Source organism: Acidovorax sp. SUPP950 (assembly GCF_030158935.1).
Taxonomy (GTDB): Bacteria; Pseudomonadota; Gammaproteobacteria; order Burkholderiales; family Burkholderiaceae_C; genus Paracidovorax.
This window is the reverse complement of record NZ_BQXE01000008.1, coordinates 96929-112452: the sequence shown is the minus strand read 5'-3', so window position 1 is coordinate 112452 and position 15524 is coordinate 96929. Positions and strand designations below refer to the sequence as shown.

Below are 15524 nucleotides of genomic sequence, written 5' to 3'. Positions count from 1 at the left end.
CCCGGTCCCCGGCCACGCCGCCTTCTCTTCCCGCATGAGCACCCCCGCCCCGCCCACCCCGACATCCCCGCCGACCATGGTTCCCCACACCGCCACCGAAGACACCGCCGCCCTGTTCACGGGTGTGCTGCTCATTTCGGTGGGCGTGGGATTTTTCGGCAGCGCCGGCCTGCTCACGGGCGGCACGGCGGGGCTGGCCTTTCTGTTGCACTACGCGACCGACATGGGCTTCGGCAAGCTCTTCTTCCTGCTCAACCTGCCGTTCTACTGGCTGGCCTGGCGCAAGATGGGGCGCAGCTTCACCCTGAAGACCTTCGTGGCCGTGGTGCTGCTGTCGGTGCTGACCGAGGCCCAGCCGGGCCTGATGGAATTCGTCGCGCTGCAGCCGCTCTATGCCGCGGTGGCGGGCGGGCTCATCACGGGCACGGGCTTTCTGGTGCTGTTCCGCCACCGGTGCAGCCTGGGCGGCATGGGCATCCTGGCGCTGTACCTGCAGGACCGCTACGGCTGGCGCGCGGGCAAGGTCCAGATGGCGGTGGACTGCTGCATCGTGCTGCTGGCGCTGTTCACGGTGGACCCCATGCGCGTGCTCTGGTCCATCGCGGGCGCCGTGGCGCTCAACCTGGTCGTGGCGATGAACCACCGCCCGGGCCGCTACATGGCCATGTAGCCGGCGCAGGCTCCGCCCGGAACTCCCGCAGCGCGGGGCTATCATTCCCGCCTATGCGCCGCGGCATGTTCCTCTTTCTCATCGTGCTCATGGCCCTTCGGGGCCTGGCGGGCAATGCCATGGCGGCCGGCATGCTGCCGGCGGTGGGCACGGCGGCGCACGCGGCCCATGCAGCGGCCGAACCGCGATCCGGCACGCCCCCGGCGCACACCCTCCATACCGCAGCACCCTCCGATGCCGCGGCGCTGCCGCCCTGCCATGGCGAGGCCAGCGCCCCGTCGGCCGAGGCCGCGCAGGCGCCCCACGGTGGCACAGGCGATGCGTCCCCCCCCACCAGCCACCACGCCCATGACGGCGGTTGCTCGGCCTGCGGCATCTGCCACTCGGCCATGCTGACGCCCCCGCTGGCGGCCCCCGCGCGCACCGCGCTGCCCCGCGCGCCCCTGCCCCTGGCAGAGCGCCGCTTTGCCAGCGCCCTGGCCGCGCAGGCCATCAAGCCACCCATTTCCTGAGCCCCGACGCCCGAAGTGCGTCCGCGATCCGCACCCGCCACCGGCGGCGCGCGGATCGGCGGCCGCTGGTTTCGCCCTTGCTCAGGAGATCGCCGTGCGCGCCCCCTCATCCCTTTCCTTTCGTTCTTCGCTCCTGCGCGGTGCCCTGGCCGCCGCCGCGCTCTTGCCGCCATGGCCGGCCCTGGCCCAGGCCCCAGGGCCGGTAGCCGACCCGCTGGCACCGGCCGGTGCGCTGGTCCACCGCAGCGTATTCACCGCCGCCGCGCCGCCCGTCGAAACCGGCACGGTGGCCTGGCGCGATGCGCAGGCCGCCGTGGCGGCCACGCCGCGGGGCCATGCCGACATCGTGGCGTGGGAAGCCCGCCAGGCCGCGCCCTCGGCGGCATCGGTAGCGCCGGCAGCAGGCCACGGTGTGCACCACCACCCGCCTTCCGCCCCCACGCCCGCGCGGGGGACGCCATGACCGCGCCCCGCACCGCCGCCTGGGGCGCGCTGGCCGCCGCCCTGCTGCTGGCCGGCTGCGCCAGCGTGGCGCCCGACGGCCTGCGCAGCCAGGTGCAGACGCTGGCCGATGGCCGCAGCGCCGGCGTGGCCGCGCCCGCGCTGCCCTCCGCCGACCCCGCTGCGCGCGCGCAGGCCGACGCGGCCATCGCGCAATGGCTGGCCGGACCGCTCGCAGCCGACGACGCCGTGCGCATCGCCCTGCTGCGCAACCCGGGCCTGCAGGCGCGGCTGGCGGCCCTGGGCGTGGCCGATGCGCAGCGCGTGCAGGCCCTGACCCTGCCCAACCCCACGCTCACGCTGGGGCGCTTTCGCAGCGGGCACGAGCGCGAGATCGAGCGCACGCTGGGCATGGGCCTGATCGATCTCGTCACCCTGCCCTGGCGCACACGCTGGCAGGGCCAGCAGATGGAGCAGGCCACGCTGGACGCCGCGCAGGACGTGGTGCGCCTGGCCTTCGACACGCGGCGCGCCTGGCTGCGCGCCGTGGCGGCCGAGCAGGTGGCGGCCACGCAGGAGCGCATGCACGAGGCGGCCGACGCCGGTGCCGAACTGGCGCGCCGCATGGCCCGCGTCGGCAACTGGAGCCGGCTGCAGCAGGCCCGCGAACAGGCGCTGTGGGCCGACAGCGCCGCCCAGCTGGCCCGCGCGCGGCTGGACGCCGCCACCGAGCGCGAGCAGCTGTCGCGGCTGATGGGCTTGTGGGGACCGGATGCGCACTACACGCTGCCCGACCGGCTGCCCGAACTGCCGGCAGAGCCCGAGGCCAGCGAAGGCATCGAGGCCCGGGCCCTGCGCGAACGGCTGGACGTGCGCGCCGCGCGGCTGGAGCTGGACCGCGTGGCCGACACCGAAGGCTTTGCCGGCGTGGCCCCCTGGGCCGGCGGGATCGGCCTGGCCTACACCCGCAACACCACGACCGAGCAGGACACCGGCCATGCCGACGTCAAGCGCGGCTGGGAGGTGGAACTGGCCGTGCCCCTGTTCGACTGGGGCGGCGCCGCACGCACCCAGGCCCGGGGCCGCACGCTGCAGAGCGCGGCGCAGTTGCAGGACGTGGCGCTGCGCGCCCGCAGCGAGGCGCGCACCGCCTGGCTGGGCTACCGCACCGCCTACGACCTGGCGCGCCAGCAGCGCGAGGCGGTCGTGCCGCTGCGCCGCTTCATCAGCGAGGAAACCACCCTGCGCTACAACGGCATGCTCGCCAGCGTCTGGCAGATGCTCGCCGAGGCGCGGGCCAGCAGCCAGGCCGTGGCCGATGCGCTGCAGGCCCAGCGCGACTTCTGGCTCGCCGAGGCCGACCTGCAACGGGCCCTGGCCGGCACCTCGGGCGGTGCGTCCAGCGCCGTCGCATCCGCCGCCCTGCCCGGTGCCGCCGCCGGCCGCGCCGCCAACCCCGAATCCCGAGGCCACTGACATGAAACGCCGCCACTTCTTCTCCGGCGCCGCCACCGCCGTGGCCGCCGCCTCCGTGGGCCGCGCCGCCCTGGCCGCGCTGCCCGAAATCCCCCAGCACGGATCGGCCGACACCGCCGTGCCGCCCGCGCCGACCACCGGGCGCCCGTTCCGCCCCGTGGTCACCCTGAACGGCTGGAGCCTGCCCTGGCGCATGAACGCCGGCGTGAAGGAATTCCACCTGGTCGCCGAGCCCGTGGTGCGCGAGTTCGCACCCGGCTTCGTGGCCCACCTGTGGGGCTACAACGGGCAGAGCCCCGGGCCCACGATCGAGGTGGTCGAGGGCGACCGGGTGCGCATCTTCGTCACCAACCGCCTGCCCGAGCACACGAGCGTGCACTGGCACGGCCAGCGCCTGCCCAACGGGATGGACGGCGTCTCGGGCCTGAACCAGCCGGCGATTCCCGCGGGCAAGACCTTCGTGTACGAGTTCACCGCGCGGCGCCCGGGCACCTTCATGTACCACCCGCATGCCGACGAAATGACGCAGATGGCCATGGGGCTGATGGGCCTGTGGATCACCCACCCGCGGCTGGATGCGCGCGGGCGCCACCCGCTCATCGCCACGGCCGACCGCGACTACGCCTTCCTGCTCAACGCCTTCGCCGTGGAGGCCGGCACGCGCACGCCGCGCGTGAACGAGATGACCGACTTCAACATCTGGGCCTGGAACAGCCGCGTGTTCCCCGGCATCAGCCCGCTGGTGGCCCGGCGCGGCGAGCGGGTGCGGGTGCGCGTGGGCAACCTCACCATGACCAACCACCCCATCCACATCCACGGCCACGAATTCGAGGTGACCGGCACCGACGGCGGCGCGGTGCCCCCCGGCGCCCGCTGGCCCGAGGTGACCACCGACATCGCCGTGGGCCAGATGCGGCAGATCGAGTTCGTCGCCGACGAGCCCGGCGACTGGGCCGTGCACTGCCACAAGAGCCACCACACCATGGGCGCCATGGGCCACGACGTGCCCACCATGATCGGCGTGGACCACCGGGGGCTGGTGGCGAAGATCCAGAAGGTCGTGCCGGATTACATGGTGATGGGCGAGCGCGGCATGGCCGACATGGGCGCCATGGAGATGCCGCTGCCCGAGAACACCCTGCCCATGATGACCGGCACCGGCCCCTACGGGCCGCTGGAGATGGGCGGCATGTTCAGCGTGCTCAAGGTGCGCGAGCACCTGGCCGCCGGCGACTGGCGCGACCCGGGCGACTACGTGCAGCCGCCCGGCACCCAGGCCTGGGAATGGCAGGGCGCCGCGGCGGACCTGCCCCCCGCGCCGGCGGCCCCGGCCGCCTCCACCGCGCCGCAGGCCGGGGCCGCCACCGTGCGCAAACCGGGCCCCGGCGGCACCGGCCACGCCCATTGACCGGCCATGCAGGCACTCTTTTTGCTATTAATTCAATAGCAATACGCCCTAGAAGAATATGCACTGGAGCCGTTTTTTACCTAAAACCCGGGTGGACACCCCCACCCACCGAAAGGACCCTGCCATGCCCCTGACCCCTCCCGCCGCTGGCGGCACCCCGACCCCGCTGGCCGCGCGCCGCCGCGCCCTGCACGGCATCGCCGCCTGGGGCGCTTCCGCCGCCCTGCCCTGGCCGGCCTTCGCGGCCGGCCCGCAACCCACCGCCATCGAAGTCTGGAAGGACCCCAGCTGCGGCTGCTGCCAGGACTGGGTGGACCACATGCAGGCCAACGGCTTTCGCGCCACGGTGCATGAGACCGGCAACGCCGCCGTGCGCAGCCGCCTGGGCCTGCCGCAAAAGCTGGGCTCGTGCCACACGGCACTCGTCGGCGGCTACCTCATCGAGGGCCATGTGCCGGCCGCGGACGTGCAGCGCCTGCTGCGCGAAAAGCCCAAGGCCCTGGGCCTGGCCGTGCCCGGCATGCCGGTGGGCTCGCCGGGCATGGACGGCGCGATCTACGGCGGGCGCAAGGACGCCTATGACGTGCTGCTGGTGGCGCACGGCGGCGCCAGCACCCGCGTTTTCAGCCACTACCCGCCATCCAAGGAGCCCGCATGACCCGCCGCCCCTCCACCCCGGGCCGTGCCGCCCTTTCCCCTTTCATCGCCTTCATCGCCGCCATCGCCGTCTTTGCCCTGGCGGGCACGGTCCCCGCGCAGGCGTCATCGCACGGCCAGGCCGGGCACGGTGGACACGATGGACATGCCGGCCACACCGCCGCGGCAGCCGCCCCGTCCGAAGCGGCGTCCGCTGCGGCCACCGCCACCGCGGTGGACGCCGAACTGTCCCAGGGCGAGGTCGTGCGCTGGGATCCGTCAGCCGCCCGGCTCACGCTGCGCCACGGCGAACTGAAGAACCTCGCCATGCCGCCCATGACCATGGTGTTCCGCCTGCAGGACCCGGCGCCGGACCTGCCGCTCGCGCCCGGCACGCCGGTGCGCTTCCATGCCGAGAGCCAGCGCGGCGCGCTCGTCATCACCCGCATCGAGGCGGCCCGCTGAAGGCCGCCGGCGCGGCGCCATAATCGCCGCCCATATGACCGCAGCAACCCGTTCGGCCAGCGACGCTGGCAGCATCACCCGCGTGGCGGGCATCGAGGTCGGCCACTACACCGACGCCCGCCGCCCCACGGGCTGCACCGCCATCCTCGCGCGCGAGGGCGCCGTGGGCGGCGTCGACGTGCGCGGCGCCGCGCCGGGCACGCGCGAGACCGACCTGCTCGCGCCCTCCAACCTGGTCGAGAAGGTGCATGCCATCGTGCTCGCCGGCGGCAGCGCGTGGGGCCTGGAGGCCGCCACCGGCGCCGTGCGCTGGCTGGAGGAGCGCGGCGTGGGCCTGGACGTGGCCGTGGGCCGCCTGCCCATCGTGCCGGCGGCCGTGCTGTTCGACCTGCTGGTGGGCGACATGCGCATCCGCCCCGACGCCGCGGCCGGCTATGCCGCCTGCGCCGCCGCGTCGCGCGACGATCCGGCCGAGGGCAACGTGGGCGCGGGCACCGGGGCCGCGGTGGGCAAGCTCTTCGGCATCGGGCGCGCGATGAAGGGCGGCATCGGCACGGCCTCGGTGTCGCTGGACGGCATCACCGTGGGCGCCCTGATCGCCTGCAACGCCGTGGGCGACGTGGTCGACCCGCACACCGCCCGGCCCGTGGCCGGCGCACGCTCGGAAGACGGCCAGCGGCTGATGGACACGCGGCGTGCGCTGCTGGGCGGCGTGCCGCCCGAGCCCGTGCTGCCCGGCACCAACACCACCATCGGCGTGATCGCCACGGACGCGGTGCTGACCAAGGCCCAGGCCCATCGCCTGGCCGTGTCGGGCCACGACGGGTTGGCGCGCAGCATCAACCCCGTGCACACCCAATTGGACGGCGACACGCTGTTCACCCTGGCCACCGGCGCCACGGGCCGCCACGCGGGCATGCTGGTGCTGGCCACCATGGCGGCCGAGGCCGTGGCCCGCGCCACGCTGCGCGCCGTGCAGGCCGCGCAGTCCCTCACCACCCACGAAGGCCTGTACCTGCCGAGCGCGGCGGACCTCGGCCGATGAACGCCCTTGCCGCCCGCTCCCGCACCGTCACGCGACGGGTGCACACGGCGCTGCTGAACCTGCGCGACCTGATCCTGTCCGCCGGTCCGCTCGCCTTCCTGGCGGTGGGGCTGCTGGTGCTGGCCTACTGGTGGCTGCAGCCCGCGCCCCCGAAGCGCGTCACCCTGGCCACCGGGCCCGCGCAGAGCGCCTATGCGGACTTCGGCCAGCGCTACCAGAAGGCGCTGGCGGCCGACGGCATCGAGGTCGTCCTGCGCGAGACGGAAGGCTCGTCCGCCAACCTGCAGTTGCTGCGCAGCGGCGAGGCCGACCTGGCCTTCGTGCAGGGCGGCACCGGCGAACTGCGGCCGGAAGACGCCGACGCCCTGGAATCGCTGGGCAGCCTGTTCGTGGAACCGGTGTGGATCTTCTACCGCACCGAGGCCGCGCGCCGCGTGGTCAAAAGCGGCCGGCTCGACAGCCTGGCGCAGCTGCGCGGCCTGCGCGTGAACGTGGGCACCGCGGGCAGCGGCGTGCCCACGCTGATGGAAAAGCTGCTGGAGGCCAACCGCATGGAGCCCCGGGCGCTGCGGCTGTCCGAGCTGGGCCAGACGCCGGCGACGGTGGAGTTCCTCGCGGGCCGGCTCGACGCGCTGGTGTTCGCCTCGGCGCCGCAGTCGCTCATGGTGCAGATGCTGCTTCAGACGCCGGGCGTGCGTCTCATGGACTTTCCACAGCACGAGGCCTACGGGCGGCGCTTTCCGTTCCTCACGCCCGTCACGCTGCCGCGCGGCGTGGTGGACCTGGCCGGCAACGTGCCGCCCGCCGACGTGCGGCTGGTGGCCTCCACCACGTCGCTGCTGGCGCGCGAGGGCACGCACCCGGCACTGCTGCAGCTGTTCGCGCAGAACGCGCAGTCCCTGCACGGCAGCGCCGGCTGGTTCAACCGGGCTCGCGAGTTTCCGAGCACCCGCCACAGCGAGCTGCCCATCGCCGCCGAGGGCGAGCGCGCCATCAACGAGCCCGCGCCGCTGCTGCAGCGCTACCTGCCTTTCTGGATGGCCAACCTGATCGAGCGCATGTGGCTGGTGCTGGGCATCCTGCTGGCCGCCATGCTGCCGCTGTCGCGCGTGGTGCCGCCGCTCTACCAGTTCCGCGTGCGCTCGCGCGTGTTCCGCTGGTATGGCCGCCTGCGCGAGATCGAGGACGAAATGGACGCCGGACAATCCGCGCCCCAGGCGCTGCACGAGGCCCTGGACCGGCTGGAGGCGCAGGTGGAAAAGGTGAGCGTGCCGCTGTCGTATGCCGACGAGCTGTACGCGCTGCGCAACCACATCCAACTGGTGCGCAAGAAGCTGCGCGCGGCGCCGGGCGGCGCGCCGGCTAGCGCGGCCTGACGGGCTTGCCGGCGCCCTTGCCGCGCTGCGCGCGGCCGTGGGCGGCCGCCACCGCGGGCGGCGGGCCGGGCAGCACCCGCAACGCCCCTTCGGCCATCAGCTTGTCGCGCATGCGGCGCGTCATCGACTGCGTGCTGCCGTCGGCCGCGGTGAACAGGAACAGCGTGTGGTGCGGGCTCGACCAAGTCAGCTGCGTGTGCACGGCGCGCTGGTTGGAGATCAGCTCGACCCAGCTGCCCAGCGGAAAGTCGTTGGTGGCCTCGGCGCCGCTGGCGGCGGCATCGCCCCCCTCGTCGGCCACGCCGGGTTCGTGCAGCGAGCCGTAGAGCGATTCCGGCGGCACGATGGTTTCCATGCCGTCCGGCTCTTCGGCGGACGCATCGGCCGGCTGCAAGGCCAGGCTGGCGGCGCGCTCCATCGCGGCCTGGTGCAGGCCGGCGATGCGCTCGAGCACGGCGCCCGCCATGGCCTCGGCATGGCCCACGCTGTCCAGGCCCTGGCGCACGGTGCCGAGCATGCGCGTGACGGTGCCGCCCAGCCGCTCGGGCTCGGCCGCGGCCACCTCGGGCTGGGCGATCCAGAACAGCTCGGGCACCAGGGCGAGGTAGCCGCCGGGGTCGCCATCGGCACTGCCGGGGTCGTCCATCTGCGCGAGCGCCACCACGTCGGCCCAGGGGCCGGCGGCGAAATCGAGAATGTCCCGGGGCACCTGGTCAGCCCCCGCCAGCGCGCGGATGTCGGCCGCGATGCGCTTGGACAGGGCCTCGCGCTGCTGCACGCGCAGGGCGGCCTGCCGCTCGGCCTCCTGGGCCTCGCGCAACTGGCGCTCCTGCGACGCCCAGGCCGATTCGAGCGCGGTCAGCACGGTGGCGAAAGTGTCGGCGTCCTGGCTTTCGCTGGTGGCCAGGTGGCTCACCGCCTCGTCCACGAGCCGCATGAAGCGGTCGAATCGGGGGTCGGCATCGGATTCGAAGTCCAGCGCGCGCTGCGTCAGCTCGTCCAGCAGGCGGCGCGCGGGGTGTTTGTCGTCGGTGAAGAACCGCCGGTCGTGCCGCACCAGCTGCTTGATGGCGGGCCGCAGGTTCTGCACGGCCCGCTGGATGGGCGGGGGCAGCCGCTGGTCCTGCGCGATGTTGTCCATCATGCGGCTCACCACCTCGGTGGCCGTGCGCGACGGAGAGGGCGGCGCGGGGGCCGCGACCGGCGCCGGGACCGCGACGGCCGCAGCGCCGCTCCAGGCCCCCAGCGCTGCAGGCTGGCTGCCGGCCAGCCGGCCGACGAGGCGCTCCAGCTGGGCGATGTCTTCCATCGCCTCGGCGGCCGCCGCGGAACTGGGCGCGAAGTAGTCCGAGCCCCCGGCACCCATCTGCGAGCTGGCCGGACCACCGCTGCGGGCCTCGGCCCAGGCGGCCGGCTGCGAGGGCACGCCGCCGAACGCGGCGACGGGCGCCATGCCGTAGGCGAAGGCATCGCCGGAACTGGCGAGCATCTGGCGCAGCATGCCCACGGTCAGCAGGGCTTCCTCGGCCTCGGCGGCGAGCGGCATGCCCAGCGAGGCCGGGCCGCCACCGCCGCCCATGCCGCCGGGCATGCCGTACTGGCTGGGATACGCGCCGGGATGGGGCGCGCCGTAGCTGCTCGCCGGGCCGCCGTAGCCGCCGCCGTGGCTGCTGGGGTAGGCGCCACCGTAGCCGGTGGCACGGCCCGTTGACTGGCCAGCCTGACCCGCCACCGCATAGCCCACCGGGACGATGCCGTTGTCGCGAAGGCTCTGGGCGGCGGTTTTGTAGACGGAGACGAGTTCGTCGCCCAGCACCTTGCGCATGTGGGCCATCCACACCTGGCGGACCTCGGCAGACACGCCCGTGTCGCCCACCACCTGCTGCAGGGCGCGGATGTAGTTCTCGGGGCGCAGGGGATTGCGCTCGGGCTGCACGCGCTGCAGGCCCTGCGCGGAGCTGACCAGGGTGTTGAGCTCGGCCAGCGTGGCCTCGGTGGCATGCACCGCGATCTGCTGGGCCCGCGACAGCTCGACCTGGGCCAACACCTCGGACTCGTCCATGAGCGACAGCTCGCCGAAGTCCATGCCCGTTTCGTCGCCTGGTCGGGCGCGCGGGTTGGAGGGGCCTTCGGCGAACACCTCCAGCAAGGCCATGGGATAGGCCTTGGCCAGGGCGTCCTCGTGCTGCTTGATCAGCCGCAGCGCATCGGCCAGCAGCGTGCGCTGCTGGATGTTGCGCTCGGTGGACTCATCGCTGGCCAGCGCCCCCTGGGTCACGCTGGTCAGCCGTCCCATCAACGCCTCGCCCTGCCGCACCGCGTTGACGACGCAGGCACGAAAGACCGTTCTGGACCGGGACGCGGGCAGGGACATGGTGGCGGGCGAGGAAAAGCGGCAGCAGCGACGATCCTAACGGGTTGTTGCTTACTTGAGTGCCTTGTAACGCATGCGCTTGGGCTTTGCGCCCTCTTCGCCCAGGCGTTTTTTCTTGTCGGCTTCGTATTCCTGATAGTTTCCGTCAAAGAACACCCATTGGCTGTCGCCTTCCGCGGCCAGGATGTGCGTGGCGATCCGGTCCAGGAACCAGCGGTCATGGCTGATCACCAGCACGGTGCCGGCGTATTCCAGCAGCGCGTCTTCCAGGGCGCGGAGGGTTTCCACGTCCAGGTCGTTGGAGGGCTCGTCCAGCAGCAGGACGTTGCCGCCCGCGATCAGCGTCTTGGCCAGGTGCAGGCGCCCGCGTTCGCCCCCCGACAGGCTGCCGACCTTCTTTTGCTGGTCCGAGCCGTTGAAGTTGAAGCGGCCCGCGTAGGCGCGGCTGGCCATCTGGAACTTGCCGACGTTCAGGATGTCCAGGCCGCCGGAGATGTCTTCCCACACGGTCTTGTCGTTGCCCAGCTCGTCGCGGTGCTGGTCCACGAACGCCATCTTGACGGTGGAGCCCACCACCACCTGGCCGCTGTCCGGCTGCTCGCGGCCGGCCAGCAGCTTGAACAGCGTGGACTTGCCGGCGCCGTTGGGGCCGATGATGCCGACGATGGCGCCCGGGGGAATGCTGAAGCTGAGGTTGTCGATCAGCACGCGGTCGCCGAAGGACTTGCTGACGTTATGGAACTCGAACACCTGCTGGCCCAGGCGCTCGGCCACGGGGATGAAGATTTCCTGCGTTTCGTTGCGGCGCTGGTATTCGAAATCGCTCAGCTCCTCGAAGCGGGCCAGGCGCGACTTGCTCTTGGCCTGGCGGGCCTTGGGGTTCTGGCGCGACCATTCCAGCTCCTTCTTCAGGGCCTTGGCGTGGGCTTCCTCGCTCTTTTGCTCCTGCGCCAGGCGGTCGCCCTTTTGCTCCAGCCAGGTGCTGTAGTTGCCCTTCCATGGAATGCCGCGGCCGCGGTCCAGTTCCAGGATCCATTCGGCGGCGTTGTCGAGGAAGTAGCGATCGTGGGTGATGGCCACGACGGTGCCGGAAAAGCGCTTGAGGAACACTTCCAGCCACTCGACCGACTCGGCGTCCAAGTGGTTGGTGGGCTCGTCGAGCAGCAGCATGTCGGGCTTGGACAGCAGCAGGCGGCACAGGGCCACGCGGCGCTTTTCGCCACCGGACAGCAGGCCGATCTTGGCGTCCCAGGCGGGCAGGCGCAGGGCGTCGGCGGCGATTTCCAGCTGGTGCTCGGAGTCGGTGCCGGCCGTGGCGATGATCGCCTCCAGCTGGGCCTGCTCGGCCGCCAGGGCGTCGAAGTCGGCGTCCTCGGCACCATAGGCCACATAGACCTCCTCCAGGCGCGCCTTGGCCGCGAACACCGCGCCCATCGACTCTTCCACGCTCTCGCGCACGGTGTGCTCGGGGTTGAGCTTGGGTTCCTGCTCCAGGTAGCCGATGGTCAGGCCCGGCATCGGAATGGCTTCGCCTTCGATTTCCTTGTCCACGCCGGCCATGATCTTGAGCAGCGTGGATTTGCCCGAGCCGTTCAGGCCGAGCACGCCGATCTTGGCGCCGGGGAAGAACGACAGGGAGATGTCTTTCAAGATCTGCCGCTTCGGCGGCACGGTCTTGCTGACGCGGTTCATCGAATACACGTATTGGGCCATTGGCTTTCTTTCCTTAGATGGGGGCTGCGCTGCCGGGGGTGCACGAGCGGCCGGGGAGGCCTGCCGGAAAAGCGCGTTCAGGCGGATTATCGGATGCTTTGGCGCCGGCGCTTTCGGCAACCCCGCAACGCGGTGCCCGCGCGCGACAGTTTGCCCCAGGGGCGGCCCGCCCGCGCCGCCTGCGTAAAGCCCCGACCGCCGGCGGTCATCTCGTGCCACAATAGCGCCCAGCCACCGGCTCCAGTGATCGGTGGCCTCAGCAACCTGCTGGGGACGACGAAGCCGCCATGCGGTGTTCTGGCTCCCATTCGTGAATCCCATCTGCCTTGACTGGCCGCAGCCCCGACATGGGTCCTGCGACAGGCCGATGCCCCCAGCGCCCGGACAGGGCGTTTCCTTGAATGAACTTTGACGAACTGAATCTGGCCCCAGCCATTCTGAAGGCCGTGCACGAACAGGGTTACGAAACCCCGACCCCCATCCAGGCACAGGCCATCCCCGCCGTGCTCGAGGGCCACGATCTGCTCGCCGGCGCACAGACCGGCACCGGCAAGACCGCCGCCTTCACCCTGCCCATGCTGCACCGCCTCTCCCAGGGCACGGCCCCCAAGAGCAAGTTCGGCGGCAAGGGCGTGCGCGCCCTGGTGCTCACGCCCACGCGCGAGCTCGCCGCCCAGGTCGAGGAATCCGTGCGCGACTACGGCAAATACGTCGACATCTCGTCCACCGTCGTCTTCGGCGGCGTGGGCATGAACCCGCAGATCGACCGCATCAAGCGTGGCGTGGACGTGCTGGTCGCCACCCCCGGCCGCCTGCTGGACCTGCAGCAGCAGGGCTTCCTGGACCTGTCCACGGTCGAGATCCTGGTGCTGGACGAAGCCGACCGCATGCTGGACATGGGTTTCATCCACGACGTGAAGAAGATCCTCGCCCTGGTGCCCAAGGACAAGCAGAGCCTGCTGTTCTCCGCCACGTTCAGCGACGAGATCCGCGAGCTGGCCAACACGCTGCTCAAAAACCCGCAGAGCATCCAGGTCACGCCCCGCAACACCACGGTGCAGCGCATCACGCAGGTGATCCACCCCGTGGGCCGCGGCAAGAAAAAGCAGGTGCTGCTGCACATCATCCAGGAGCACGACTGGAGCCAGGTGCTGGTGTTCACCCGCACCAAGTTCGGCGCCAACAACGTGGCCGAGTTCCTCACCAAGAACGGCGTCAACGCCATGGCGCTGCACGGCAACAAGAGCCAGAGCGCCCGCACGCAGGCCCTGGCCGGCTTCAAGAGCGGCGACATCCGTGCGCTGGTGGCCACCGACATCGCGGCCCGCGGCATCGACATCGATGAGCTGCCGCACGTCGTCAACTACGAAATCCCCAACGTGTCGGAAGACTACGTGCACCGCATCGGCCGCACCGGCCGCGCGGGCGCCAGCGGCCAGGCCGTGAGCCTGGTCTGCATGGACGAAGAGGGTTTCATGATGGAGATCGAGCGCTTCACCAAGCAGGAGATCCCGGTCCAGATCCTCGACGGCTTCGGCCCCGAGCCCGGCGAGAAGGCCGAGCCCATCGCCATGGGCCGCCAGACCATCTGGGGCGGCGCGGGCAAGCCCCCGAGCCGCGAAGTCATGCAGGCCGCCGCCAAGGCCGCCCGCAGTGAAATGATGGACCGCATCCGCACCAACAAGGCCACGCAGGGCGGTGGCGGCGGCGACCGGGGCGGCAAGCCCGCAGGCGGCGGCGCACGCTCCGGCGGCGGCCCCCGCGCCGCGGCCGGCGAAGGCGGCGGCAATGGCGCTCCCCGCGGGCGCGGCGGCAACGGCCCGCGTGCCGGCGGCCCTGGCGGCAATCCCCGCGGTCCCGGCGCGCAGGCAGCCGGACGTGGCGGCCGCGGCCCTGGCGGCGGCAATGCCGGTGCTGGCGGCTACGGCGGTGGCAACGGCGGCGGTGGTGGCGGTGGCAACCGCTTCGACGACGGCCAGCCGCGCCGTGAGAACGCGCACCTGGGCACCCAGACGGGCGGCCACCTCGGCGCCCCCCGCCATGCCGGTACCGGCGGCGGCCAACCCGATCCTATGCGCACGAGCGTGGACAGCATGGCCGGCTCCGGCCGCCGCGGCGGCGGTGGCTACCGCAGCGGTGGCGGCGGTGGTGGCGGCTATGGCGGTGGCGGCAACCGCGGCAATTCCGGTGGCGGCTCGCGTGGCGGCCCCCGGGGTGGTGGCGGTGGCGGCTACGGCCGCTGAAGCACCGGCCCCGCCCGTGCACGGCCGCAGCCGGCCCGCGCCCCGATCCTGAGGAACGCATGCGCCCTGCCGATCCCGCGCGGCCCATGGACACCTTGCTGGTGTCCACCTGCAACACCCTGAACCTCGCCCTGCCCGGGCGGGTGTTCTATCCCAACCAGGACGCCTACACCCAGGCCGAATTCGAACGCAAGGTCGATTGGCTCGGCGGGCGCCTGCGCGCGCTGAATGCCGATGTGCTGGCCGTGCAGGAGGTGTGGGACGAACAGGCCCTGCAGACGGCCATCGGCCGCAGCGGCCTGCGCTACGACTTCGTGAGCGTGCCCGGCGCCGAGAACACCGGCGCCTCGCACGGCGCCCAGGGCACGCCGCGCGTGGGCATCGCCACGCGGTTGCGCGTCGAATCGCTGCGCTCGATAGCGGAGTTTCCGCCCGCGCTGGCGGTCGATGTGCCGGGCCTGGGAACGCACCACCGGTTTGAACGCCCGCCCCTGCTGGCCACCCTGCGCATGAAGCACGGCCAGACGGTGAACGTGGTCACGGCGCACCTCAAATCCAAACGCCCCAAGTTCCTGCTCGACGCCCTCGGGCAGCCACTGGAGGACCGCGACGACCGCAAGGTCGCGGCCCTGGCTTCGCTGCGCTCGCTCATCATGCGCGGCGTGGAAGCGGCGGCGCTGCGCTGCCTGGTCGTGGACCTGCTGCAGCGCACCGACGTGCCGCTGGTGCTGCTGGGCGACTTCAACGACACGCCCGACAGCGTGACCACGCAGCTCATCTGCGCGACCACCGAGGTGGCCTATGACCGCAGCGCGCGCGACGTGGCCCTGTACAACGCCTACGACGTGCAGGGCGACGCCGCCCTGAAAAAGGACGTGGCCTACTCGCACATCCACCAGGGCATGCCCGCGGTGCTGGACCAGATTCTGGTCAGCGAGGAGTTCGTGCCCAGCGCCCGGTCGGGCCCGAATACCGGCGACGTGCGGCGGGTCGATTATTTCAACGACCACCTGCACGAGGGGCGCGACCGCACGCGCTCCGACCACGGCTTCGTCCGCGCCTTGCTGCGCCTGCCGATGCCCGCCCCCACGCCCACAAGGCCCACGACGTCCGCCGTGCCGCCTGCGGCCTGACCGGCGCCCGCCGTGCGCAGCCCGGCCGCGCC

General features: G+C 72.2%; 13 protein-coding genes. 11 read left to right on the top strand and 2 right to left on the bottom strand.

Annotated features, from left to right (window positions below; all coding sequences use genetic code 11):
* The first annotated feature begins 34 nt into the window (after positions 1-34).
* The 9 genes from AVME950_RS22140 (at position 35) to AVME950_RS22100 (ending at position 8029) form a co-directional block, all read left to right on the top strand.
* Positions 35-670 (top strand): YitT family protein, encoded by a 636-nt coding sequence (locus AVME950_RS22140; protein ID WP_284431484.1) that lies wholly within the window; start codon positions 35-37, stop codon positions 668-670.
* 65 nt (positions 671-735) lie between these two features.
* On the top strand, positions 736-1182 hold the full coding sequence (locus tag AVME950_RS22135; protein WP_284431483.1) for a hypothetical protein: 447 nt from the start codon (positions 736-738) through the stop codon (positions 1180-1182).
* A 94-nt stretch (positions 1183-1276) separates the two neighbouring features.
* On the top strand, positions 1277-1645 hold the full coding sequence (locus AVME950_RS22130) for a hypothetical protein (RefSeq protein WP_284431482.1): 369 nt from the start codon (positions 1277-1279) through the stop codon (positions 1643-1645).
* Entirely contained in the window at positions 1642-3099 is a 1458-nt protein-coding gene (locus AVME950_RS22125; protein ID WP_284431481.1) for a TolC family protein, read from the top strand. Before AVME950_RS22130 ends, AVME950_RS22125 begins: the two co-directional genes overlap by 4 nt.
* A 1-nt stretch (position 3100) precedes the next feature.
* Positions 3101-4507 carry a multicopper oxidase domain-containing protein gene (locus tag AVME950_RS22120; protein WP_284431480.1) on the top strand — a complete coding sequence of 469 codons (1407 nt, stop codon included), beginning with the start codon at positions 3101-3103 and terminating at the stop codon, positions 4505-4507.
* Between the two features lie 124 nt (positions 4508-4631).
* Positions 4632-5165 carry a DUF411 domain-containing protein gene (locus AVME950_RS22115; protein ID WP_284431479.1) on the top strand — a complete coding sequence of 178 codons (534 nt, stop codon included), beginning with the start codon at positions 4632-4634 and terminating at the stop codon, positions 5163-5165.
* The gene (locus tag AVME950_RS22110; protein ID WP_284431478.1) at positions 5162-5608 is read left to right on the top strand and encodes a copper-binding protein; all 447 of its coding nucleotides are present in this window, start codon (positions 5162-5164) and stop codon (positions 5606-5608) included. Before AVME950_RS22115 ends, AVME950_RS22110 begins: the two co-directional genes overlap by 4 nt.
* 34 nt (positions 5609-5642) lie before the next feature.
* Positions 5643-6653 (top strand): P1 family peptidase, encoded by a 1011-nt coding sequence (locus AVME950_RS22105; RefSeq protein WP_284398801.1) that lies wholly within the window; start codon positions 5643-5645, stop codon positions 6651-6653.
* Positions 6650-8029, top strand: a complete 1380-nt coding sequence (locus AVME950_RS22100; protein WP_284406152.1) for a TAXI family TRAP transporter solute-binding subunit — start codon at positions 6650-6652, stop codon at positions 8027-8029. Before AVME950_RS22105 ends, AVME950_RS22100 begins: the two co-directional genes overlap by 4 nt.
* Here AVME950_RS22100 and AVME950_RS22095 read toward each other — a convergent pair.
* Complete coding sequence (locus AVME950_RS22095; protein WP_284431477.1) at positions 8016-10403, bottom strand: DUF1631 family protein; 2388 nt, start codon at positions 10401-10403, stop codon at positions 8016-8018. The genes AVME950_RS22100 and AVME950_RS22095 overlap by 14 nt on opposite strands.
* Positions 10404-10454: 51 nt before the next feature.
* On the bottom strand, positions 10455-12116 hold the full coding sequence (gene ettA, locus AVME950_RS22090) for an energy-dependent translational throttle protein EttA (protein WP_284431476.1): 1662 nt from the start codon (positions 12114-12116) through the stop codon (positions 10455-10457).
* Between the two features lie 401 nt (positions 12117-12517).
* Here ettA and AVME950_RS22085 point away from each other — a divergent pair, with 401 nt between their 5' ends.
* Both AVME950_RS22085 and AVME950_RS22080 read left to right on the top strand, forming a co-directional pair.
* Positions 12518-14359, top strand: coding sequence for a DEAD/DEAH box helicase (locus AVME950_RS22085; RefSeq protein WP_284431475.1), 1842 nt, complete (start codon positions 12518-12520; stop codon positions 14357-14359).
* A 59-nt stretch (positions 14360-14418) separates the two neighbouring features.
* Complete coding sequence (locus AVME950_RS22080) at positions 14419-15492, top strand: endonuclease/exonuclease/phosphatase family protein (RefSeq protein WP_284431474.1); 1074 nt, start codon at positions 14419-14421, stop codon at positions 15490-15492.
* Positions 15493-15524: the final 32 nt, after the last annotated feature.

Coding starts and splice junctions, on each gene's coding strand:
- AVME950_RS22095 (WP_284431477.1), bottom strand. CDS start 10,403: ATGTCCCTGCCCGCGTCCCGGTCCAGAACGGTCTTTCGTGCCTGCGTC.
- AVME950_RS22110 (WP_284431478.1), top strand. CDS start 5,162: ATGACCCGCCGCCCCTCCACCCCGGGCCGTGCCGCCCTTTCCCCTTTC.
- AVME950_RS22140 (WP_284431484.1), top strand. CDS start 35: ATGAGCACCCCCGCCCCGCCCACCCCGACATCCCCGCCGACCATGGTT.
- AVME950_RS22120 (WP_284431480.1), top strand. CDS start 3,101: ATGAAACGCCGCCACTTCTTCTCCGGCGCCGCCACCGCCGTGGCCGCC.
- AVME950_RS22080 (WP_284431474.1), top strand. CDS start 14,419: ATGCGCCCTGCCGATCCCGCGCGGCCCATGGACACCTTGCTGGTGTCC.
- AVME950_RS22135 (WP_284431483.1), top strand. CDS start 736: ATGTTCCTCTTTCTCATCGTGCTCATGGCCCTTCGGGGCCTGGCGGGC.
- AVME950_RS22100 (WP_284406152.1), top strand. CDS start 6,650: ATGAACGCCCTTGCCGCCCGCTCCCGCACCGTCACGCGACGGGTGCAC.
- AVME950_RS22125 (WP_284431481.1), top strand. CDS start 1,642: ATGACCGCGCCCCGCACCGCCGCCTGGGGCGCGCTGGCCGCCGCCCTG.
- ettA (WP_284431476.1), bottom strand. CDS start 12,116: ATGGCCCAATACGTGTATTCGATGAACCGCGTCAGCAAGACCGTGCCG.
- AVME950_RS22085 (WP_284431475.1), top strand. CDS start 12,518: ATGAACTTTGACGAACTGAATCTGGCCCCAGCCATTCTGAAGGCCGTG.
- AVME950_RS22115 (WP_284431479.1), top strand. CDS start 4,632: ATGCCCCTGACCCCTCCCGCCGCTGGCGGCACCCCGACCCCGCTGGCC.
- AVME950_RS22105 (WP_284398801.1), top strand. CDS start 5,643: ATGACCGCAGCAACCCGTTCGGCCAGCGACGCTGGCAGCATCACCCGC.